This is a genomic window from Desulfovibrio inopinatus DSM 10711 (assembly GCF_000429305.1).
GTDB classification, from domain to species: Bacteria; Desulfobacterota; Desulfovibrionia; order Desulfovibrionales; family Desulfovibrionaceae; genus Alteridesulfovibrio; species Alteridesulfovibrio inopinatus.
Window position 1 is genome coordinate 1 of sequence record NZ_KE386882.1, and the last position, 21658, is coordinate 21658.

Annotated in this window: 21 protein-coding genes; 7 read left to right on the plus strand and 14 right to left on the minus strand. The window is 49.6% G+C overall.

Annotation, left to right across the window (positions count from 1 at the left end; all coding sequences use genetic code 11):
* The 3 genes from G451_RS0125295 to G451_RS31760 form a co-directional block, all read right to left on the minus strand.
* Nucleotides 1-180: transposase (locus G451_RS0125295; protein ID WP_027186408.1), on the minus strand; the 180-nt coding region annotated here is incomplete at its 3' end.
* A gap of 104 nt (nt 181-284) precedes the next feature.
* On the minus strand, nt 285-482 hold the full coding sequence (locus G451_RS0125300) for a hypothetical protein (RefSeq protein WP_027186409.1): 198 nt from the start codon (nt 480-482) through the stop codon (nt 285-287).
* A 202-nt stretch (nt 483-684) separates the two neighbouring features.
* Nucleotides 685-2463 carry an acetylpolyamine amidohydrolase gene (locus tag G451_RS31760; RefSeq protein ID WP_051261912.1) on the minus strand — a complete coding sequence of 593 codons (1779 nt, stop codon included), beginning with the start codon at nt 2461-2463 and terminating at the stop codon, nt 685-687.
* Between the two features lie 177 nt (nt 2464-2640).
* Between G451_RS31760 and G451_RS31765 the strand changes: the two genes are divergently transcribed.
* The gene (locus G451_RS31765; RefSeq protein ID WP_051261913.1) at nt 2641-4092 is read left to right on the plus strand and encodes a sigma-54 dependent transcriptional regulator; all 1452 of its coding nucleotides are present in this window, start codon (nt 2641-2643) and stop codon (nt 4090-4092) included.
* 58 nt (nt 4093-4150) lie between these two features.
* Here G451_RS31765 and G451_RS0125315 read toward each other — a convergent pair whose 3' ends face one another.
* Both G451_RS0125315 and G451_RS0125320 read right to left on the minus strand, forming a co-directional pair.
* Nucleotides 4151-5380 carry a cyclic di-GMP phosphodiesterase gene (locus tag G451_RS0125315; RefSeq protein WP_027186410.1) on the minus strand — a complete coding sequence of 410 codons (1230 nt, stop codon included), beginning with the start codon at nt 5378-5380 and terminating at the stop codon, nt 4151-4153.
* 224 nt (nt 5381-5604) lie between these two features.
* Complete coding sequence (locus G451_RS0125320) at nt 5605-8262, minus strand: valine--tRNA ligase (RefSeq protein WP_027186411.1); 2658 nt, start codon at nt 8260-8262, stop codon at nt 5605-5607.
* A gap of 338 nt (nt 8263-8600) precedes the next feature.
* Between G451_RS0125320 and G451_RS0125325 the strand changes: the two genes are divergently transcribed.
* Both G451_RS0125325 and G451_RS0125330 read left to right on the plus strand, forming a co-directional pair.
* Complete coding sequence (locus G451_RS0125325; protein ID WP_027186412.1) at nt 8601-9863, plus strand: BPL-N domain-containing protein; 1263 nt, start codon at nt 8601-8603, stop codon at nt 9861-9863.
* 59 nt (nt 9864-9922) lie between these two features.
* Nucleotides 9923-10390 carry a DUF1640 domain-containing protein gene (locus G451_RS0125330; protein ID WP_027186413.1) on the plus strand — a complete coding sequence of 156 codons (468 nt, stop codon included), beginning with the start codon at nt 9923-9925 and terminating at the stop codon, nt 10388-10390.
* Nucleotides 10391-10399: 9 nt separating this feature from the next.
* Here G451_RS0125330 and G451_RS0125335 read toward each other — a convergent pair whose 3' ends face one another.
* On the minus strand, nt 10400-11389 hold the full coding sequence (locus G451_RS0125335) for a GlxA family transcriptional regulator (RefSeq protein WP_027186414.1): 990 nt from the start codon (nt 11387-11389) through the stop codon (nt 10400-10402).
* Between the two features lie 116 nt (nt 11390-11505).
* Between G451_RS0125335 and G451_RS0125340 the strand changes: the two genes are divergently transcribed.
* The gene (locus G451_RS0125340; RefSeq protein ID WP_027186415.1) at nt 11506-12057 is read left to right on the plus strand and encodes a cysteine hydrolase family protein; all 552 of its coding nucleotides are present in this window, start codon (nt 11506-11508) and stop codon (nt 12055-12057) included.
* 118 nt (nt 12058-12175) lie between these two features.
* Here G451_RS0125340 and G451_RS31770 read toward each other — a convergent pair whose 3' ends face one another.
* The 6 genes from G451_RS31770 to G451_RS0125370 form a co-directional block, all read right to left on the minus strand.
* Nucleotides 12176-12793, minus strand: coding sequence for a hypothetical protein (locus G451_RS31770; RefSeq protein WP_051261914.1), 618 nt, complete (start codon nt 12791-12793; stop codon nt 12176-12178).
* 63 nt (nt 12794-12856) lie between these two features.
* Nucleotides 12857-13234, minus strand: coding sequence for a response regulator (locus G451_RS31775; RefSeq protein WP_034644090.1), 378 nt, complete (start codon nt 13232-13234; stop codon nt 12857-12859).
* Between the two features lie 10 nt (nt 13235-13244).
* Nucleotides 13245-13874 carry a sensor histidine kinase gene (locus G451_RS0125355; RefSeq protein WP_027186416.1) on the minus strand — a complete coding sequence of 210 codons (630 nt, stop codon included), beginning with the start codon at nt 13872-13874 and terminating at the stop codon, nt 13245-13247.
* A gap of 17 nt (nt 13875-13891) precedes the next feature.
* Entirely contained in the window at nt 13892-14251 is a 360-nt protein-coding gene (locus G451_RS0125360) for a response regulator (protein WP_027186417.1), read from the minus strand.
* Nucleotides 14232-15989, minus strand: a complete 1758-nt coding sequence (locus G451_RS0125365; RefSeq protein ID WP_027186418.1) for a sensor histidine kinase — start codon at nt 15987-15989, stop codon at nt 14232-14234. Before G451_RS0125365 ends, G451_RS0125360 begins: the two co-directional genes overlap by 20 nt.
* On the minus strand, nt 15986-16360 hold the full coding sequence (locus G451_RS0125370) for a response regulator (protein ID WP_027186419.1): 375 nt from the start codon (nt 16358-16360) through the stop codon (nt 15986-15988). Before G451_RS0125370 ends, G451_RS0125365 begins: the two co-directional genes overlap by 4 nt.
* Before the next feature lie 185 nt (nt 16361-16545).
* Here G451_RS0125370 and G451_RS0125375 point away from each other — a divergent pair, with 185 nt between their 5' ends.
* From G451_RS0125375 to G451_RS0125385, 3 genes are read left to right on the plus strand one after another with little or no spacing between them, the layout of a single operon-like run.
* Nucleotides 16546-17442, plus strand: a complete 897-nt coding sequence (locus G451_RS0125375; protein ID WP_245587877.1) for a sulfite exporter TauE/SafE family protein — start codon at nt 16546-16548, stop codon at nt 17440-17442.
* Between the two features lie 14 nt (nt 17443-17456).
* Nucleotides 17457-17885 (plus strand): hypothetical protein, encoded by a 429-nt coding sequence (locus tag G451_RS0125380; protein ID WP_027186421.1) that lies wholly within the window; start codon nt 17457-17459, stop codon nt 17883-17885.
* A gap of 36 nt (nt 17886-17921) precedes the next feature.
* Nucleotides 17922-18371, plus strand: coding sequence for a response regulator (locus G451_RS0125385; protein ID WP_027186422.1), 450 nt, complete (start codon nt 17922-17924; stop codon nt 18369-18371).
* A 137-nt stretch (nt 18372-18508) separates the two neighbouring features.
* Here G451_RS0125385 and G451_RS0125390 read toward each other — a convergent pair whose 3' ends face one another.
* Both G451_RS0125390 and G451_RS0125395 read right to left on the minus strand, forming a co-directional pair.
* A complete protein-coding gene (locus G451_RS0125390; RefSeq protein ID WP_027186423.1) occupies nt 18509-20119 on the minus strand; it encodes an InlB B-repeat-containing protein in 1611 nt (536 codons plus the stop codon).
* 236 nt (nt 20120-20355) lie between these two features.
* Nucleotides 20356-21543, minus strand: coding sequence for a class I SAM-dependent rRNA methyltransferase (locus tag G451_RS0125395; RefSeq protein ID WP_027186424.1), 1188 nt, complete (start codon nt 21541-21543; stop codon nt 20356-20358).
* Nucleotides 21544-21658 lie beyond the last annotated feature (115 nt).

Sequence of the window (21658 nt, forward strand, 5' to 3'; positions counted from 1 at the left end):
CAGTCGAGTAGGCTTGGCCGGTCGGCCCCGGTCGCTGTAGAGCCCGGCGAACTCCTTTTCGAACCGCTCCCAAGGGATTCTATTGGCCAGTTGAAGAAGCGGGTCTTTCGGGTTGAGCTGGTCCAAAAGATCCGGATAGAGAAAAGTCCCCTGCGGCTGTTTCTTGGGTTTCGCCCTCATGATTCTCCCGCCAAATGTTGCATCGTTTCGACCGGTTTTCTGCGTGGTTTCTACATTTCCTGGTCGAGAATACTACATTGTACAGAGAGGATTGTTAAGAAAATTCAACCCACTGGGAGTATTTCAGGCCCGACTACATAGAACTGACCATCATCACCTTCCAAGGCTGCTCCAAGATCGGACTCATAGACAATGCCGGTCAGCGTTGCCGCTAAAGCCGGGCTGGACAGCATCCCGAACATCATCACACCGGCAAAGAGTCCGGCACACACGAAACGAAACAGCGATCTCGACACCTTCATTGTCAAACTCCTTGTCACGACGGAAAATGCTCCCGTCCGGTTGTTACGTGATTATGATGGCGTTAAGGCAAACTTCGGGCCAATATCATTTTACGGCGCGTATTGAGCAATGACGCCACTTTTTTTACCTACTGCACCAAACACGCAAATAAATCTCGGAACTTCTCATTCCGTATGAGATAGCCGAGTTCCGAAATAGGAGTTACAACTTCGCTCTTGGTGTCGACTTGCCGGATTCGAGCCATCGAAAACCAAAAATAGATTCTGCCATGCCAAAGAAAAACGCTCTGGCGTTTTGTCCTAAGGCGTGGATGCGATACCCGCCCTCCTGAACAACAAGCGTAGGCACACCGAGCTTACCGATAATTCGACCATTCCGCATAAAATCGCGGACGTTGAGATTCCACGCTCCCGTCGGGTCTCCCTTCGCCGTATCCAATCCCAGCGAAACGACCAAGAATAACGGGGCAAACGTACGAATTCGGTCTAGCGCTCGATAGAGCACATCCGCATACGTGCGTCCGTCGATATTTTCACCAAGAGGTAAATTCAGATTGAAACCACTCCCAGGCCCACTTCCGGTCTCATCGCTAAATCCTGAAAAATACGGATAAGCAAAACCGGGATGCCCATGAATGGACACCGTGAGTACGTCGCTTCGCTCATAATAAATATCCTGGGAGCCATTACCATGGTGAAAGTCAATATCGAGCAGACAGACCGTCCCGTGCCGAGACAAGGCATGACAGGCAATCGCTGCTGAATTGAAATAACAAAAACCGCCGAATGCCCGACGTTCTGCGTGATGTCCGGGAGGACGCACCAGGGCATAGGCTAAACGTCGGCCTGCAACGATGGAGTCAGCAGCGCTCAAAGAGCAATTGACTGCGCCGCGAGCAGCCAAATAGGCATTCCTGTTCAGCGGGGTAAACGTATCGATACAGTAATATCCCGCTCGAATCGCCATTTCTTTGGGCGGACGGGTTTGATTTCTGATAGGAAAAACGTAAGGATACAAAGATGATGTCTCAGGCAGAGACATACACATTCGTTTCAGATATCCCGCAAAACCGGCGTCATGCACAGCCACAATAGCCGACTCACCGTGTTCTCGCACCGGAAGACGTTCGAACAGACCAGTCGGCTCCAAACTTTTCAGAATCGCGTTGATTCTCGCCGGTGCCTCGACATAGCCACGCTCTTTGACATGATGAATGTCATGTCTGTCATTAACGGTCAGACCGATAGTCGCCGCAACTCCAGGAGGAGCTGAACGCACCGTTTCAACGGTTTGGTATCGAGGAGGACGCAGCTCGGGACCGGCCTTGGTAAACGAAGCAACAACATCGGTAATATAATCTTTCGAACATACATCACCGTATTTCCGTTCCAAGATCGCACGAACAATGATTTGCAGCTTCTTTGCTGATACGGCTTGCGTACGTCCCAAATTATCGTACACAAGATATGGAGGGCAGTCCCCACCGGGTTCAACCGGTGTTTCATATCGCGTCCCCACAATAGGGAACGCCCCGTATCGTTCATAGAAGCGAAGACGCCGGCCATTCTCTTGACAGAGATCAGCATCGGCACACAATAACGGATCATCGGGAAGGCACTCAAAAAACAGGCCTGAACGGCATATTGCAGCCGCTTCTTGGCGAACACGTTGATAGAGCGCCGCTCCAACACCACGCCCGCTCAGGCGAGTATGAGAGCCCAGGAAATCCAAGTAACAAAAATCCTCGTCCGGAGCAGAAAGCAAAAGTGCAAATCCGCGTATCTTATGCCGATTATCTTCGGCAATCAGCACAATGCTACGGAATCGCGTCTTAAAAGGATTTTTTAATTTCTCGGCCAAAGTCTGAGTCGAGTCGGTCCGCCCTGCCGGAAACAGTTCAGCCATCATATCTGCAACAGCAGTCAACGCCGAACGATCAATGGGTAAAAGATCGTCCAGTATACGACGAATTCGAAACATGCCATCCTCACAATAAATGAATTTCACTCTCCTTTGCAAAACCAATACGAGAAATAACATACTGAAATAAAACACTTTTAATAAAGTGATATGTAAGATCGGATATGTATGTTCCGCTTTTAGATTGCAAGGAAACGTGCATATCGCTACAAGCCGTTTCGAAAGGAAAAATTGCCTATGCAACGTATTCTCATTGTTGCTTCCACCACGGATGCAAAGACCGCGGCCTCTTGTTTTCCGGCCCAAGCACGTATTGATATCGAGCACCAAACGTCTGGAATTCGTGCGCGGCTGGAAGAAAAGACCTATGATTTGGTCTTCCTCGACATACAGCTTTTGAAGCCGGAACACGGCGACGACAAAACCGGTGGGGTCAGGCGTATTACCCGGCTCGTCTGGAACAAGAACCCCGTTGCGGAAGTCATCGTTCTTTGTCCAGCCGAACGGATTCGTGAGGCTGTCAATGCGGTCAAAGAAGGAGCAGGCAACTACCTCACCTTGCCGCTTGATCCCATTGAAGTCCGCTATGTCCTCAACAGTATGCGAGAGGTTCGCCGTCTCGAAGAACAGCTGGATTATTTTCGGAAAATAACCGGATCAAGCAGCCAAGAGAACGTTGTCGGCACAACGAACCCGGTGATGGACGATGTCTTTAAGAAGGCACGCATGGTTGCACCGACGGATTCCACGGTTCTTCTCGCAGGGGAAACCGGCGTTGGAAAGGGGGTGATTGCCCGCTTGATCCACTCGTTGTCTGAACGTGGACGTGGGCCTTTCGTCAGCGTACATTGTGGCGCCATTCCCGAAACACTGATCGAAAGTGAACTCTTCGGTCACGAAAAAGGCTCCTTCACCGGAGCGATCAGGCGTAAACTCGGCCGATTTGAAATTGCGGCCGGAGGGACGATTTTTCTTGATGAGGTCGGTACCATTGGCGAACCGACGCAGGTCAAATTACTGCAAGTTTTACAGGACAAATGCTTTCATCGCGTCGGAGGTGATGCCGATATTTGCGTCAACACCCGTGTTATCGCAGCAAGCAATATCGATCTGAAAGCGGAATGTGAAAGAGGACGCTTTCGAAAGGATTTGTATTTTCGTCTCAATATTTTTCCGATCAATATTCCTCCATTACGCGAACGCAAAGAAGATATTCCCCGCTTAGCAGAGCACATTCTTTCCAAGCTCAACAAAACCCATCCTAAAACCGTCGATGGCATTCATCCCGCTGTTCTTGACGCCTTTGCCCATTATCCCTGGCCGGGGAATGTTCGTGAGCTTGAAAATCTCATGGAGCGCGCTCATATCCTCGAAACATCGCATATGCTTACGCCAGAAGTCTTTCCAAGCGAATTGTTTGAAAACGAGTCACTTGCCATCCCTGTCGACGCTTCTCTTTCACTTCATGCGTTTCGTGAGCGCGCCAAGAATGAAGCCGAGCGTGTCTATTTGAAAGACGTACTGACGCGACATGAAGGACGCATCGGTCAAACGGCCGAGGCTGCTGGCATTACGCCGCGGCAGCTCAACAAACTGATGACCAAACACAATTTACATAAAGAAGACTTCAAGAAAGAACGCAGACGGGAAAAAACGGGCGAGCCTGACATAAAAATCACATCGGCATAATTCGAAGCAGGCACAACCTCCTTCTCCTGAACTATGCTACCCTCTACAGGAACCGCTTTTATACGGCATAATTCTGTAATACATCTTCCAATTCAACAAGATACATCCTCGGATCAAGGTTATAATCCGCAGGATCAAGACACGAAACAATGCTGAGTTCTTTCGCTTCAGCAAGATCAACTGTATACGATTCAAGCGGAAGCATATGGGCATCAAACACGACCTTCACCATTGGAGTCAGTGGGGAATCTGAACGCGAAGCGCAAACAAACCCAATATGTCCATTGGAGACAAGCACCATACTCCCAGGGGGATAGATACCGACACACTTGATAAAACGTTCCGCCATTCCAGGATGATAATCTGTTTCACGCATGCTGTAGATAATACTAAGTGCTTTGTGCGGAAGAATACTTCTTTTATACACGCGCTCGCTTGTCAATGCATCATAGACATCAGCAATGCTGATAATGCGCCCTATCAAACTAATGCTCTCTCCAGAAAGGCGATTGGGATACCCCGATCCATTGTATTTTTCGTGATGCTGCAAGACACCATTGGCTACATTGGAACTGATTCCCGGACGCCTATTGAGCATATGGAAACTTTCTCGGGGATGGCGCTTTATGATTTCAAACTCAGCCTCTGTCAGCTTGCCGGGCTTGTTAAGAATGGAACGTGGAACTACAATCTTACCAATATCATGAAATAGTGCAGCAGTTCCCAATTCTTCCAGCATAGAACTCGGAAGATCAAGAAAGTTCCCAAATGATGTGGCTAAGACAGCCACATTGATGCAGTGAGAATAGGTATATCGTTCTTCCGAAAGAACGTTAACCAACGTAAGCAAAGCATCCCTATTCCGCATTACACTCAGCACAAGATCCCGAACAAGTCGCTTTGCCCCTTCAAGATCAATACAATTCCTGCTCCGTACACAATGGTGCAATCGATGTGCATACGCCATGGCATCGCCATGAATGCGGAGTGCTTGCTCCATTTCGTCATCGACACTGGTGATCCGAATATCTTCAGTCGTCGCAATTGCGCTAATTTCTTTCTCAAACTCTTTCCGATAGGCAACATCAACATCGGAAAATTTATACCGGCCGTGACACGTCTCGACAAAGACGTCTTTATACCCTTCCTGACAAATCGCTACGCGCTCGGCTTCCGAAAAAATTTCTCCTTCTACCGAGTACAGATTGGGGTGCTCAATCCACGATAGCCCCGTATCCACGACGTACATTCCCACACGCAGTTCAGTAACAGATATTCTGCGCAACATGCCACGATTCTCCACAAAACGTTGAGCTGAGAAACAACGGTAAAAGAACGTTCAAAGCATAACAGGCCACGGTCTTCTTCACAAAATGACGATGACAATGCTTTTGACTTCGTACATCGTCTTCAATTCGTTGCATTATCAATGCCTCTATCATAAAAACCCCCACTGCGTCATGGAGAACAGTGGGGGTTTTTAATAAAGTCAATTTTGTGACTTCTGTCTATCTATTCCATAAGCCCTTTAATACGATCGAAAAGTCCTTGAAGCTTTCGTTGCTTTTCCGAAGCAGCATCAGCTTTTTCTCGCTCCTTCTGAACAACATGAGCCGGAGCTTTTGCAGTAAAGTCCTCATTGGCCAATTTACGTTCTACAATAGCCAACTCTTTGGACACTTTTGCCAGTTCCTTGTCGAGGCGAGACAGTTCAGACTCAAAGTCCACGGCGCCTGCAATAGGCACAAACAGCGAGTTTCCACCAACAGCGGCACTGGCACTCGCCTTCGGTGCCACAACATCCGGACCAATCTCGATACGTTCAAGACGAGCCAAAAACAAAATCATCGGAATATTTTCTTCAATGTAGGCTTTGTCTTCAGATGACGAGGTCCGAACAAGCGGTGACAGCTTCAATCCCGGATTGATGGAAAGCTCCGCCCGAATATTACGAATCGCAACAACAAGGTCGCGAACCATATCCATTCTGGTTGCCGTTTCGGCGTTCTTGAATTGCGGACGTTTTTCCGGGAAGGCGACTTGCGCCAGATCGTCACCAGGAACATCGGGCAAATGCGACCAGATTTCCTGTGTAATGAATGGAATGATGGGATGCAGCAGGATCAAGAGCTCTGATAAGACCGTATGCAGCGTTTTGGTGGCGTTAGTCTTCGCGGTCTCATCGTCGCCATTGAAATCCACCTTGATCATTTCCAGATACCAGTCGCAGAACTCACGCCACAAAAAGCTATACAATCCCTGAGCGGCCTCATTGAAGCGATATTCCATGAGCGCTTCATCCACCAATTCTTTGACTTCTTCGAGTCGATGCAAAATCCAGAGATGGTGATGCCCAGTAACATCCTTCAGATCTACATCCGGGATAGTGTCGGGTAGATTCATGAGAGCAAACCGTGAAGCGTTCCACAATTTGTTCATGAAGTGGCGATATCCATCAATCCGCTCTTCGGAAAGCTTGATGTCGCGTCCCATGGCGGCGAAGGCCGTCAAGGTGAAACGTAAGGAGTCGGTCCCATATTTATCCATCATGATGAGCGGGTCGATAACGTTTCCGACCGACTTACTCATCTTCTTGCCTTCGGCATCACGCACCAAAGCATGGATATACACATCACTAAAGGGGGCTTTATCCATGAAATGGATGCCCATCATCATCATGCGGGCAACCCAAAAGAAGAGGATATCGAATGCCGTCACAAGGACCGATGTCGGATAGTAGACTTCGAGTTCACGGGTGCTGTCAGGCCATCCCAAGGTGGAAAAAGGCCACAACGCCGAAGAGAACCACGTATCAAGCACATCTTCTTCTTGCTCAAGTGCTGTCGAGCCGCACTCGGTGCACGTTGTGGGATCTTCACGCGCAACAATAAGTCGGCCGCAATCTTGGCACGTCCAGGCAGGTATACGGTGTCCCCACCAGAGCTGACGAGAGATACACCAGTCCCGAATATTGTCGAGCCAGTCGTAATAGGTTTTGGTCCACTGTTCGGGCACAATCCGGGTTTCTCCGGTTTCAACAGCCCGTCGGGCGGCCTTAGCCATACCCTGGACATTGACAAACCATTGGGTGGAAACATGCGGTTCGATAACCGTTTTGCAGCGGTAACACTCACCCACATTATGTTCGAATTCATTGAATTCGATGAGGAAACCTTTGCTCTTCAGATCTTCAACAATCTTTTGACGGCAGGCAGCTTTATCCATGCCTTGCCAGGCTTCACCAGCCTGTTCATTCATGTTGCCTTGATCGTCGATCACTTGGATGACCTCAAGACCATGCTTCCGACCGAGTTCAAAGTCATTCATGTCGTGAGCCGGAGTAACCTTGAGGCATCCCGTACCGAACTCGCGATCAACATATTCGTCCGCGATAACCGGAATATGACGTCCGACCAGGGGAAGAATGACTGTTTTTCCTATATACTCCTGGTACCGTTCGTCTTCGGGATGTACGGCCACAGCCGTATCACCGAGCATCGTTTCCGGACGCGTCGTCGCAACAACCAGATCACCGGAACCGTCCGCCAGGGGATACCGAATCTTCCAGAGACCATCGACACGCGGAGCGTACTCGACTTCCAAATCGGCCAGGGCCGTCCGGCAACGATTACACCAGTTAATGATATAATCACCTTTATAAATGAGGCCTTCCTCGTAGAGACGAACAAAAACTTCCCGAACAGCTTTGGAAAGCCCTTCGTCCATGGTGAATCGTTCGCGGGTCCAGTCGACAGATGCACCAATGCGCCGGATTTGCGTCAAAATGCGTCCGCCGTAATCTTTCTTCCACTCCCAAACCCGTTCGTTGAACGCTTCACGCGTAAAATCAGTGCGGGATTTTCCTTCAGTCGCCAAGGCGCGTTCAACCACATTTTGTGTGGCAATCCCGGCATGGTCCATACCCGGTACCCAGAGAACATTCATGCCTTTCTGACGACGATGTCGGCATAAAATGTCCTGCAACGTAATGTTGAGGGCATGGCCGATGTGAAGGGCACCCGTGACGTTCGGTGGGGGAATAACAATGGAAAACGGTTCTCCCGGGGCTTCAGGGTCCGCGGTGAACGTTTTGTTCTCCGTCCAGTGATCAAGCCATTTGGCCTCAACGTCTTGGGGTTCATACCCTTTTTGTAATGCTTTGTTCGTCATGCACCTCTCCTCAAAACAAAATCGGCGACCAGGTCGCCTTGTCGTGGGAACGGACTCCCGCTCCGTATCAGGAAATTAACTTTGATAGTATTTTGGCGGCTTGAAAGCGTACCGCAGATTGGCAATACATCAGTTCGTTTGCATTGTCACGACACCGATGCCCGGCTTTTTCCGATTAATTCCCGCAACTCACCGAAAAAACGAACACTCTCTCCTGGCTTTTTGACTTCAAACGCCCTCTGTTCTCTCCCGTTTCTTTGTGTTATTCTGAAAAGTCGGCTACATAGTAAACGGTGTTGGCGCTTTTCCTTAATGCAACCTTAACCTTCCGGTGTTCCATGGCCGAGCCGCTTTATGTTTTGTGGGATGAGTCTCATCTCTGGGGCCTTTTACTCGTTCGCGCCCTGACCCATTTTTCAATTCCGTTCCGACTCGTACGAGCCCGAGAAATCACGACAGGCCTGCTTCTGGTTGATCCTCCTCAACTTCTGGTCGTTCCTGGTGGATTTGCCAAAAAAAAGGCCGAAGCACTCGGTCGGACGGGACTTGAAGCGATTCGCGCCTTTGTGGCCTCAGGTGGAAATTACCTCGGCTTTTGCGGTGGAGCCGGCTTGGCGTTATCCGACCCCGGAGGTTTGGGCCTTTGTCCCTGGTCGCGCAAACCATTTGCCAATCGATTACAGCATTTTGCCAGCGGGCACGTCCAAGCATGTCCGGATTGTGACCATGAATTAAGCCCGCCTGACGGGCCGACCTTTCCTCTCGTCCCCGTATGGTGGCCAGCGCGCTTCCAGCAAAAGAACACCGCTCCGGATGTCGATATTGTTGCTACATACGGCAAGCCCGGTCCGGACTTTATGATGGCCGACGTCGTCCTTTCGAGCTTGCCCGAAGACACGCTGACCGACTGGGAAAATCAATACGGCGTCACTCTCAGTCCGGCATTCCTCGACAAAACCCCACTCGTCATCCACGGCCATTTCGGTCAGGGCCGGTATCTGTTGAGCTATGCCCATTTGGAGACGCCGGGATCATGCGAAGCCAATGCCTGGTTATTTCATCTTCTCGAACGGATGGCCGGCATCCCGCAGCCAGGAATTCGAGCCTGCGTTCCGGAATGGAAACTGTGTGAACCGGCGACAGCATGGCCCGATCCCATTTTGACAACAAACTTTAAACGATTGGACGAGACCCTTCGCATGGGCTTGGCCCACTCACTTTTCTTCTGGCGTAATGGCTGGCTTCTCGGCTGGCGGCTTGGCCTGCCCGGGGCCGGCATCAATGGGTTGTATGCTCTTCTCCATGAAACATTAGCCGTTTCACCTACTGCAGCCACGCTTACCTACTGGCAACGTGAGAAAGAAGACTTCGATCAAAAAATGCGTCTCTTCTGCGAAGGCCTTCAAGGGTATTTACTCGCCGAAAGTCTGGCCATGACCATGCATCGCGCCGACCCTACTGCCGTTCCAGCCTCAATACTGAAAGCAAAACGGCGAGAACTGTTTGGCCCCCCACCAGGAGCTCCGAGTACCGAAACCGGGATGGCCGATGAACTTGTTGGCTGTTTAGAAGAACTCTTCTGGCTCGCTGCCAGAGAGTAGCGCCACGACGTTCTGTCCCGTCCCTTGACGGACGCTATGAAACGCATCATAGTCATGGCATGCTGACCTATGAGCAATCCAAAGCCATCGAAAACGCGCTTGGCCCGGACAACGCCAAGCCAATCATTGAAGCGATTCAATCCACGGACTCACGTGTATTGACGTCGTTAACCAATGAACTCGCTACGAAAAGCGATCTTGCTCAAGTCAGAACAGAGTTTGCCGGACTCAAAACAGAATTTGCCGGACTCAAAACAGAGTTTGCTGGACTGAGAACGGAATTCGCCGAACTCAGAAAAGACGTTGCCCAATTCGAGACGAAGATAGAAGCACGACTTGGTGCCATGGATGCCAAAATAGAAGCACGACTCGGCGCCATGGACACCAAAATGGAAGCGCGATTCGCTGCCATGGACGTTCGCATCACCCGCATTGAGACAATGTTGAAGGTACTCATCGGCCTGGCCGTGCTGGCCGTCGGTATGTTTTCTCCTGCGGCCACAGCGTTGTTTTCCAGCCTGAAATAAGTACTTTCCTTATAATCTCCCAAAACGTTTTCGATATTCACCTGGTGTGAGTTCGACATTCTTCTTGAAAAGTCGGTGGAACGACGCTGTATCATCATACCCCACAGTACGTGCGACGTGTCCGATGTCCTGGGTTGTCGCACAGAGCAATACCTTTGCCGCATCAAGTCGTTTTTTCATAAGATATTGCTTCGGAGTAAGGCCAAGCGTGCGCTGAAATCGGCGTTCCAACGTTCGTGTTCCAACACGGGATGCTTCCGCTATGGTCGCTATATCAAGAGGCTCGGCCAAGCGTGTGCGAATATAGTCTTGCGCTTTAGCAACAACAGCATCACCATGACCTGTCGAGTCTTCACAGTCCATATATGGAGACTGGGTCTGGCGTTCGCCATCAACGAGCAGCATTCTGGCGCAGCGTGCAGAGAACTCCGGCCCCACACGAGTCGACAAAATATGCAGACAAACATCAAGGTAAGCCGTAACTCCTCCGGCACAGAGATATGTTCCCCCATCGACAATCATAGCCGTTGGATCAAGATCGACCAACGGATAGCGTTCCCGAAACAACCGCACGAGATTCCAATGGGTCGTCGCTCGTCGACCATCGAAAAGCCCGGTTTCGGCAGCAAAAAAGGCCCCCGCGCACACCGTACAGATCTGCACTCCAGCCGAGATAAATCCCTGAAGGGTATCAATAACAGACCGGTCCTGCACACGAAGCACGATATCGCCAAAAACCGGTGGCACAAATACGATATCTACTGTTTGTTGTAGCTGTTGAACGCTTTGTGTCGGTGAAAGCGCAATACCACCAAGACCGAGTACCGGACGATCATTGGCCGTCACAACGTCTATCTGGGCGAGTTTTCCATCTCCAATATCATGCCACAACGCCTCAGCCGCCGTAAAGACATCGGAAATCCCATACACCGCCGAAGGCATTGCGCCATCAAGGGCCAACACAGCAGCCCGCAATAGAACATGTGTCTCTGGAGACATTGGCTATCCTCTCTGCGGGATATGTCGTTTTTTGTAAGTAATTTGTCAAATACGACAATACTCCACAAGGTCTTTTTCATGCATGCTACATTCAGACTCAATACCAGGAGGATTCCATGAAAACCGCATTGCTTCTCATCGACATACAGAACGATTACGCACCAGAAGGAGCATTAGCCCTGCCACATTTTCCCGAAGCTGCACAGGCAGCGAGTCGGCTTTTAGATACCTGTCGTCAATCAGGGATTCCCGCGATTCATGTCCAACATCATAGCATTCGGCCCGGGGTCAATTTCATGATACCCGACACGCACGGAGCAGCAATACACGACGCCGTCACACCGATACCGGGCGAACCCATTGTCATCAAACACTATCCCAACAGTTTTCGGGAAACAGACCTCAAAGCCCGACTCGATGCCCTCCACATCGATCATCTTTACGTCGCCGGTTGCATGACCAACACCTGTGTCGATTCAACGGTACGGGCAGCCGTAGATATGGGATACTCGGTGACGCTTTTCCACGATGCCTGTGCGGCGATGCCGTTTACAGTCCAAGGACATAGCGTCAACGCAGCCGATGTCCATACCGCGTTCACAGGGGCATTGGGGCTCTTTTTTGCCACATTGCAGACCGTTGATGAGTTTCTCGCAACGTCCTCATAGGCATGCAAGAATCGGATATAAAATTTTGATAAGAAAAGTATGGCAGGCAAGCAAGGGGGGAGACGTCCTCCCTTGCCTTCAAACAATTCCAGCGGCAGAAACGCACGACAATATCATATCAGTCAGCTATCTTCCAGAAATGGCGGAAGAGCAACGACCAATCCCCACATACAGCATCGGCAATGCATTGTTCGGTCTGAGTGAAAAGTACACGACGTACTGATGGATTAAGATGAGGATGTTGTAGAATTTCAGGTAGATCGTCGATAAAGGCGTCTAAATCAAGCGCATTAATTCGTGCAACTTTGTCCGAGCGTGTTGGTGCAAAAAAAACATCACTTTCAGCAAACCCGAATCCACCGGATGTGACAGGTGCAAAAAAACTGTTTTCCTGCATCCAGGACAATGCGGCCTGACGTAAATCCGGCCCATCCGGAGCGATACGCGCAAAACGCGTCTTATGGCTCACCACAAACAATTCGTGCCCATGCTCACGACCGTGCGCAATAAATTCCCGCGCCCCCGGCATAAACCGCCCCAAGTGAATGCGTTCTCCATACACCGCGACCTGAATGCGTTGCCAGTCTTCGTCCGCATGATGTTGACGGATATGATCACGGACAGCCATTTTATCCGTAGGAACAGTATCATTGACCAAGCCACGCTCCCGGGCAAGGCGGGAAAACAAATCGGCGTAGTCGATCAAAGTATTATCGAAATCAATTCCAATACGCATCGATTCAAAAACAGCCGTTAAAAGATGTTCTCTCCAAACAGAAAGGAGTTCTCAAGCTTCAAGCTACAAACGAGCATTCTCTGCTGGCAATACGCCGAGTTGCTCGATGAGCGCATCAATATCCACTGGTTTCTCCAGATAGGAATCCGCTCCGGCCTGCATGGCTTTGATGCCGGAACTCACACTTCCTTTCCCGGTCAAAATGATCGCTGTTATATCAGGCCGTTGTGACTTCATTGCCCGAACAATATCAATTCCACTGATGCCGGGCAACATGAGGTCAACAACTGCGGCTTTGAGGTTGGGGTTGCCAAGACTCGCCGCAACTTCCTCCGCATCGGCACACAGAATGATATCCAGGCCTCGCAATTCGAGACGCGCAGCGAGCGCTTTGGCAAAATGCGGCTCGTCATCGACAAGCGCAATAAGAGGTGTTGTCATCGTCGTCCATTCAGGCTTTCAAGACGAGCTCAAGTTCACCGCTACGTTCGGTTCGAACAATCGCTCCCAAATCTTTCGATAAATCCTCGGCTCCGGCAAGTGCATTCTCCGGGTCCGGACCGAGTCCGCTAAAACGCACAACAATGCCTTGCCGTGTATCGACGTCAATGACAATGTTTTTATTGTCATCCGGGCTCTCAATGGAGCGCATCAGGCATAAAAACAACAAATGCTCCAAAATAAACGGACTCGTAGCCAGAGCAACCGATTCAAGCCTGCCCTTCTCCAGCGTAATACGCTTCATGGCGGCAAAACGCTCACACAGATCAATCATGAGTGAGACGACCTCGGCCACGTCGACATGCGCCACAGCATCATCGGTGCTATGTGCAAAGGTATTCATATTTTTAAGAATACCATTACCTCGACGGATTTGCGTCAAAATCCGGGTACTCAACGGAGTCAGGCGCTCTGGGTCAAGCAGTGCCCCCTCCTCTTTATGCATATCGCATAGATCTTCAAGCAAACCGGCTGTTTCATGAACAATGGCCAGGACATTTTTGAGTTCATGAGAAATTGAAGCGTTTATGCGACCATAAAAGGCTAAACTGGAATCATGAGGATGTGAGAGGGGACACATAATGAATTTCCTTATCGTTAAGCCGTTTCAGACAGTGCTTCCCGAATTTTTTCCATCAACAAATCCAAAGCGACCGGTTTGACGAGATACGACGAGCCTTCAGCTGATCCTTCTTTAAAATCAGCGCTTGAACCATGACCGGTAATAAAAATATACTTCATGTCCGGCGCGATATCAGCAAGCTTTCGCTTGAGTTCCAGGCCACTCATCCCCGGCATTTTCACATCAAGGACAGCAAGGTCATAAGCTTCTGAACCGACTTTCTCCATGGCTTGTGCCGGGGACTGTGCCCAATCGGCATCGATGCCACGCATAGTCATACGTTCAGCCAAAGTCGAAACCAGTTCCACTTCGTCATCAACAAGTAGGATTTTCATTGCGTACTCCCTTGAGAATGGGGGGAAGAGTGATGGTGAAAGTCGTTCCCTGTCCAAGTTCGCTTTCCACCGTAATCCGTCCGCGCAGTTTCCGCACAAGCCCGTAGGTAATCGACAACCCCAACCCGGTTCCACCAACTGATTTTTTCGTACTGAAAAAAGGATCGAAAATTTTTTCCAGGTTTTCTCGGCTGATCCCACAGCCAGTGTCGGAAACCCGAGCTATCACACCGTTATCTTCTGCAGCCTGTGCACGAATGGTCACCGTGCCGTTTTTTTCCACGGCCTGAAATGCATTATTCACGAGGTTGACAAAAATCTGTTGGAGCTTTCCTCGGTCACTTATAATCTGCGGCACATCGGCGGGAATGTCTACCTCGAGGGTAATATTGCGGTACAGGGCTTCTTTGCGCAGAAAACTCAATACATCTTCGATGACTTCGGAGATATTGACAGCCCGTACATCAACTTCAAAATGGCGGGCAAAACCGAGGAGCTGTTTGGTAATTGCTCCGCATCGCGCTACCGACGTGAGAATGCTGTCGACAATACCAAGCAGACGCTCATCATCTTGATATTCCTTTTTAATTTCAAATAAATCTTTGAGCAGACCGGCTTTTTCATTAATGATAGCGAGAGGATTATTGATCTCGTGGGCAACGCCTGCAGACAATCGACCTATGGATGCCAGTCGATTGGTATATTCAACATGATGTAAAGCGCGTTCACGACTCTGGTCCGCTTCGAACACCTTGTTAACCATATAAGTCGACATCCCCAACACCACAATCAAAATGACAATAATACTCCCGATATAAAACCATAGGAGTTGCCTCCGTAAAAGATGCCATCCCTTCATGATTTGCGCTTTGTTCTCAACAATCATCAATATAAATGGCGTATTGGCGATATACGCATAACCAACGATAAGACTGACGCCCCCTTCTTCATGAGTTTCATAGAGCGCTGTGTGCTCGGCGTATGGCGGTACTTCCAACGGAGCAGGATCGAGCACGTTGCCGTACGTCGATGACGGCATTTGCAACACCCCATCATGATTAAGAAGCAGCGTCTGACTTTTAGGAGTTAATTCAAGATGTTCGAGAACATCATAAAAATGCTCGATATCAACCGTCGCGCGAAGAACAAATGGTGTTCCATCGGGCCGCCTTGATCTCACGGCGACAATCATATGGGGAATCTTCCGGTGTCCAAGAAAAACATCGGAAACATATTCACCTTGCGCCAATGTATTTTTGAACCAATCTTGATTACTATACTGACGCCCCTGCAAATCAAACGAACCACAATAGGCGACCTGAAGGCCAGATTCTTCGATCACACCAAGGTCGAGAAACCCACCAAAGCCAGCTTTCAGATTACGCAATACGATTTCCAGGCGTTTGGGCGCCGTCAGTGACTCGAACGACTCTTCTTCAAGCGTAAATTTCAGCGCGGACAGGCGCTCTCCTAAAAAATATGCCAATGTTCTCTTGGTATTAGATACGAGGCGAAGTATTCGTTGCGTATGTTCATTTTCCATGGTTTTACTGGAAAGCTGATAATCCGTAACGAACATTGCAGTGAGTGGAACAAGGGATACAGCAAGAAGCAAGAGCACAGAGCCTAACCAGATACGTCGATAATTGAAGAGCTGATTGTCCCAAGCACCTTCTTGCGTTTCCAAGGCCCAAAAACGTGGCTTAATGAAATTTTTAACGTCTTCTGAGAGTTTCATATGTTCGGACCACATGTGGCAGCATTGAGGATTTCCAGAAGCACCCCCATCTCCACGGGTTTGTTGCGGTACTCGAATGCGCCGAGTCTCATACACTCTTCCCGCTCTTTATTGTGACCATGACCAGTCAGAATAATAACACGAAGCGTCGGGAACAATTCACGCAGCCGGCCCAGGACCTCTATGCCGTCCATTTCCGGCATCCTCAAATCCAAAATGACACAATCAAACGTTTCATTTTGACACAAAGCCAGCGCGTCTTGTCCTGTATAAGCAACAACGGGATCAAACCCTCGAAAGGCAAGCCGCTCCGCCATTGTGTTAATAAAGTCACGCTCATCATCAACAAGAAGAAGTTTCTTTTTGTTCATTTTCGCACAATCTCTGGGTTGACTTGGCATTTCGAAACAAATACACTCCGCCAACGTTTCAATATGGAACACGAGTATTTCAATTTTTAACCGGAGTCAATCCGATGTTGCAAAAACTCACTGCTTGGATCGGTCGGTCGGTACCGCTTGCGACGTTTCTTGTCGTTCTCGGACCAGTGGCTGCCATGGCCGCCGAGGACATGGCTCAGGGAGGAGGCGGAAAACCGTGGTGGTTTTGGCCTCTGGTACTGTTCTTCTTCTGCTTCGTCCTGGGCATCATCGCTGTTCTTGCCGGGGTTGGCGGCGGTGTTTTGTATGTTCCCCTGGTGAGCGGATTCTTTCCGTTCCATATCGACTTCGTCAGAGGCGCGGGCCTTATGGTGGCCTTGGCTGGTGCATTGGCAGCCGGTCCCGGTCTTTTACGAAGGAATTTAGCAAGTCTTCGATTAGCGCTCCCCGTCGCTATTATTGCCTCAACTTGTTCCATCGGCGGAGCCATGCTCGGCCTATATCTTTCAAGTTTAGACCCGAATATTGTTCAAGCCTGCCTTGGCGGAACAATTGTTGGTATCGCCGTGTTGCTGCTCTGTTCGAAAAACACGGCCAACCCCGTGGTCACCAAACAGGACGCTATTGGTATGGCGCTGGGCATTCACGGCGTGTACAAAGATGAATCCCTCGGGCAAATGGTAGAATGGAAAACCCACCGCACGTTGCTTGGCTTGATTATGTTCATCTTTATTGGTGTTCTCGCCGGCATGTTCGGTCTTGGCGCGGGTTGGGCCAACGTCCCCGTGCTGAACTTGCTCATGGGGGTTCCGCTCAAAATTTCCGTTGCGACCAGTAAATTTCTGTTGTCCATCACCGATACCTCGGCTGCCTGGATCTACATGAATCAAGGTTGCGTCATTCCCCTCATGGCCATTCCGTCGATCGTCGGCCTCATGCTGGGGTCGTTTGTCGGCGTGCGTCTTCTGACAAAAGCCAAACCGACCTTCATTCGCTACATGGTCATCGGCGTACTCTTTTTCGCCGGCCTCAAGGCCCTGGATAAAGGACTGGGCCTGGGATTTCTCGGATAACACAGGAGGCAGACATGTCCACGGAACTCGAACAAAAAGCGGCCCCTAGACCGGAACAAATCACCTACGCCAATCTGTTACAATACGGTGCTTGGACCGGCATCGTCTTGATGCTCATCACCTACACCTTATACATGGCCGGCGTTTTGGAACCGCATGTTCCCATTGATCTCGTAGTAACGAATTGGAATCATGGCATTCATGAATACATCGCAGCCACGAATTCTCCCGTCGGCTGGGAATGGCTGGCACTGCTCGACAAAGGCGACTTTGTCAATTTCATCGGCCTTGCCCTTCTGGCCGTGATGACAATCATTTGTTATCTTGTCTTACTGCCGGGATACCTGAAACGTGGTAACAAAATATACGCTACCATCTGTATCCTGGAAATCCTGGTGTTGTGTTTGGCCGCCTCCGGCATACTCGGTTCTGGCGGACACTAAGTCACGCCATCGCCCTCTTTTATAAGGAGATACACCATGAGCACCAAAAAGAAGATTCTCCTCGTTGATGACGAACGCGACTTTCTGGAATCCATGGCCGAACGTATCCGGCTCAAAGGATTCGAGCCAATCTTGGCCGAATCGGGAGATGAAGCCCTTCGTCTTGCCGAAAAACTTGATATCGACGCCGCTGTTGTCGACTTCAAAATGCCGGGCAAGGATGGTCTTGAAGTCATTTCTGCCCTCAAAAAACTGTGTCCAGGAATTCACACCGTTTTGCTTACTGGATTCGGCAATGAAAAAGTCAAGGAAGCCTCTGCTGGCCTTAATTCCGAATACTTTGAAAAGAGCGACATGGACACCTTTTGGGGATTCGTTAAAAACCTGTCGCGCAAACTTGAAGACACCATGGCCGCAGCCGGCATGGCTCACGGCGGCGACATAGACGACGCCTATAAAATTTCACACGAAGAAGAGAAAAAATAACCCACAGTCACACCAACCAACGCAAGCCACACACACGCAAAACGGCCCGACGGAAATTCCGCCGGGCCGTTTTTCATTCGCTATCATGCCGCACAGCAAGAAGGCATACGCAATGTTGTCCATATTGAACGCGTAGGTCACTCCCCTAAAATGGTCAAAATGACGGGTAAAATAACCGCAGTTGACGAAGAATTCAGATCAAAGGTTGCGATGACACTCTGTGTGCTGGTCATGGTAACGGTACATGTTCCGGTGCCAGAACAATTCGCTCCGTTCCACCCCTTAAAAGCCGAGCCTTGATCAGCGGTTGCCGTCAAAACAACCTGGGTGTTCTCATCGTATGCTTGGGAACAATCCTGTCCGCAATCGATACCAGCCGGATTGCTTGTCACTTTCCCGGATCCGGTTCCATTCTTTTGAACGCTCAACGTATACTGAGGAGTCGGCCCATTACTCAACGTCGCCCAGGTGGCACCGGCAATGGGGACATTATGCACAAGAGACTGATTTTGCGTACTATCAATTGATCCGTCGGTATTCACTTTAATTTTCGCCAACATCCCCAAGGCGGGGTCGGTGGTATACGCGGAATAGAGTAACCAGTCCCCACTAGGGCTGAAGCCATAAATGCTTGTGTTGTAGATGGTGTACGCAGAGTCGGAAAATGTGACATATCCCAAAATCGCCCAGGAAGAGGTGTCGTAGATAATCAGATTGGTTGAAAAATTATAACATCCCACCACCGCAAGTCGAGTCCCGTCAGGCGAAAACGCGACATCGGAAACACCACACCAGTTAGTATCCGATTTCATATCAACGCGAAGTGTTGGATTGGCACCATCCTTATCCATGGTATATATTCCAGCATTGGTGGTGCATCCCGTCTGATAGTCGGCAACGGCGACAGTTCCATCAATCGGATTCACATCCATACCATCGATGTCGGGAATGCCTGAACACGAACCTGTTGCCGTATACACGGTATGGGCCGTGTTTTGCCCCGGAGTGATCCATTGCACCGAGGTCGACGACAAAATAAAATACAACCTATCCGAATACGGCACGGGGTTTTGAAAATTCGATTTGAGTGTTGTGTTCGGAATAAGTGTCGCCACAACAGGAGCTCCGGCTGCAACACTCACGGCTTGGGAGTCAAAAACCGTAGAATCACCGGGTCGATAGGCCATGAGCCATCGTTCTCCAGGCGGCACATTAGTAAATTCGAAACTTCCGTCACTCTGAGAGTATTGCAAATCCATACCTTCAAGGAACACTGGCGCATTAGCGTAAGGTTCTCCATTGCCTTTATCCACAACACCGGAAACTTTGCCGCAATCGGTTGAACACGTTTGCGAAAAATCACCTGAATTTGGTCCTGGAGTCAGCTGATGTAACTGTGAAGCGTTGGAAGTAAGCTGAAACAAGTTATATCGAGACGGCGTATACAGCTGATTATTATTCGAGCTGAAATATATATACTGTCCCCCCGAAGAGACATGCACCCCTGTGATGAGCCCAGACGTATCTTTGGGCTGATTTGAGAAATCAAAAAGCGCTGTCTGATTGGTTCCGTTTGTATCGTACGTGTACAGAGATGATGTATCTTGAGATCCATTACTTATCGACACAATGATTTTCTCTGTTTGTGCCAAGGAATATGACGACAACACCGTGGTAAACATCAGGAGAAAACAACATGATATAACTCCTCCAAAATGCAGACGTCCTCTGTTCTGATAGCGTCCCATATACACCTCCTTACGCCAAATCATCAAAAAAAGTGATGCAAGCCCCCTTGTGGCTTCAGTGCTGAACAAAGACTATGCCATGTATATGCCAAATTGAAAACCAAATCGGAATATTATTTATTACAAAAAAAAGAGACCCAGCCGTGGAAATTTGTCGCCACACTGGGTCTCGTTCAACCGTCACTATGGGGAAATACTATCAGAGTGCGGAAATATCCGTGACACCTTATAGTTGATTAATTGTGTACGCGAAATACCAGAGCTTTGAGGTAACGCGTTTCATCCATTGCTGGATGCACAGGATGATCAGGACCCTGACCACCTGCATATACCATTTGCAGTGAACGCCCGGCATTGATACCAGCTTTTCGCGCAACATCACGCAAGTCTTTATCTGAAACATGGCTTGAACACGAACATGACATCAATATCGCATCATCAGTCAAGCATTCCATGGCAAGCCGGTTGACGCGTTCATACGCGACAAGCCCTTTCTTGAAATCCTTTTTACGTTTCACAAAGGCAGGAGGGTCGAGACAGATAACATCGAATTGTTCTCCCGCGTCGATAAAGCCGTTCAAGGCATCTTCCACATCAGCGGGTTGTGCTGTCACAGTTGAGGCTCCATTCCGTACTGCATTCTCACGAATAGCGGCTACCGCCAAGGGAGAGGAGTCCACACAAATTACTTCAGCGGCTCCGGCCAATCCAGCTTGAATGCCGAAAGCGCCAGCGTATGAGTATAGATCAAGCACACGCTTCTCCCGGCACAATCCCGCCAGGCGTAACCGGTTGTCCCGCATGTCGAAAAACCATCCGGTTTTCTGGCCATGTTTCGCATCGACCATAAATTCGGCTCCAGCTTCATTGACAACAAGCTTTTCCGGAGCTTCGCCATAAAGATCACGATGTTCGCGTTCGCGTTCGAGTCCTTCCAGACTGCGCACAGCCGCGTCATTTGCAGCAAGAACGGCACGAGGAGCAAACATGTCGACCAAGACCGAAGTCACCAAATCAATGCGGCGCTCAATGCCGGCTGTCGTTGCCTGAAGCACAAAAACATCGTTGAATCGGTCCACGACCAATCCGGGAAGAAAGTCACCTTCTCCATACACCAGACGATAACATGATTCCCTGTAAAATCGTTGTCGTAGAGACACAGCCGACGCAATGCGCCGAGCAATCAATGCCTCATCAAGGCGATCGCCTTCATCGTATCCCACGATTCGGGCGCAGATAAGCGCTCCGGGATTGACATAGCCTACACCAAGAGGTCGGCCAGATGCGGCCATTATTAACGCTTCATCCCCCGGAGCAAAGTCCGCAAGAGGAGAACGTGTCGTATCCACTTCGTTACTGAAGACCCATAAATGTCCGGCTCGAAGCCGTCGATCCTCGCCTTTTCTCAGGTACAGTCGTTTCATGGCCCCCTTCTACCAGGGGCTGAGGTGGGATGGAAGAAGAAAGAGCGTAGCCAAAGAATACGTATCATTGTCGACACCGTACGCTTTGCAAACAAAAATTCTGCGATTCCTTTTT

Excerpts from the sequence above, each read along its gene's own strand:
- G451_RS31765 (WP_051261913.1), top strand. The coding sequence starts at position 2,641 with ATGCAACGTATTCTCATTGTTGCTTCCACCACGGATGCAAAGACCGCG.
- G451_RS31760 (WP_051261912.1), bottom strand. The coding sequence starts at position 2,463 with ATGTTTCGAATTCGTCGTATACTGGACGATCTTTTACCCATTGATCGT.
- G451_RS0125360 (WP_027186417.1), bottom strand. The coding sequence starts at position 14,251 with ATGAAAATCCTACTTGTTGATGACGAAGTGGAACTGGTTTCGACTTTG.
- G451_RS0125340 (WP_027186415.1), top strand. The coding sequence starts at position 11,506 with ATGAAAACCGCATTGCTTCTCATCGACATACAGAACGATTACGCACCA.
- G451_RS0125365 (WP_027186418.1), bottom strand. The coding sequence starts at position 15,989 with ATGAAACTCTCAGAAGACGTTAAAAATTTCATTAAGCCACGTTTTTGG.
- G451_RS0125385 (WP_027186422.1), top strand. The coding sequence starts at position 17,922 with ATGAGCACCAAAAAGAAGATTCTCCTCGTTGATGACGAACGCGACTTT.
- G451_RS0125355 (WP_027186416.1), bottom strand. The coding sequence starts at position 13,874 with ATGTGTCCCCTCTCACATCCTCATGATTCCAGTTTAGCCTTTTATGGT.
- G451_RS31775 (WP_034644090.1), bottom strand. The coding sequence starts at position 13,234 with ATGACAACACCTCTTATTGCGCTTGTCGATGACGAGCCGCATTTTGCC.
- G451_RS0125395 (WP_027186424.1), bottom strand. The coding sequence starts at position 21,543 with ATGAAACGACTGTACCTGAGAAAAGGCGAGGATCGACGGCTTCGAGCC.
- G451_RS31770 (WP_051261914.1), bottom strand. The coding sequence starts at position 12,793 with ATGCGTATTGGAATTGATTTCGATAATACTTTGATCGACTACGCCGAT.
- G451_RS0125300 (WP_027186409.1), bottom strand. The coding sequence starts at position 482 with ATGAAGGTGTCGAGATCGCTGTTTCGTTTCGTGTGTGCCGGACTCTTT.
- G451_RS0125315 (WP_027186410.1), bottom strand. The coding sequence starts at position 5,380 with ATGTTGCGCAGAATATCTGTTACTGAACTGCGTGTGGGAATGTACGTC.
- G451_RS0125370 (WP_027186419.1), bottom strand. The coding sequence starts at position 16,360 with ATGAACAAAAAGAAACTTCTTCTTGTTGATGATGAGCGTGACTTTATT.
- G451_RS0125380 (WP_027186421.1), top strand. The coding sequence starts at position 17,457 with ATGTCCACGGAACTCGAACAAAAAGCGGCCCCTAGACCGGAACAAATC.
- G451_RS0125390 (WP_027186423.1), bottom strand. The coding sequence starts at position 20,119 with ATGGGACGCTATCAGAACAGAGGACGTCTGCATTTTGGAGGAGTTATA.
- G451_RS0125375 (WP_245587877.1), top strand. The coding sequence starts at position 16,546 with ATGGCCGCCGAGGACATGGCTCAGGGAGGAGGCGGAAAACCGTGGTGG.
- G451_RS0125335 (WP_027186414.1), bottom strand. The coding sequence starts at position 11,389 with ATGTCTCCAGAGACACATGTTCTATTGCGGGCTGCTGTGTTGGCCCTT.
- G451_RS0125330 (WP_027186413.1), top strand. The coding sequence starts at position 9,923 with ATGCTGACCTATGAGCAATCCAAAGCCATCGAAAACGCGCTTGGCCCG.
- G451_RS0125325 (WP_027186412.1), top strand. The coding sequence starts at position 8,601 with ATGGCCGAGCCGCTTTATGTTTTGTGGGATGAGTCTCATCTCTGGGGC.
- G451_RS0125320 (WP_027186411.1), bottom strand. The coding sequence starts at position 8,262 with ATGACGAACAAAGCATTACAAAAAGGGTATGAACCCCAAGACGTTGAG.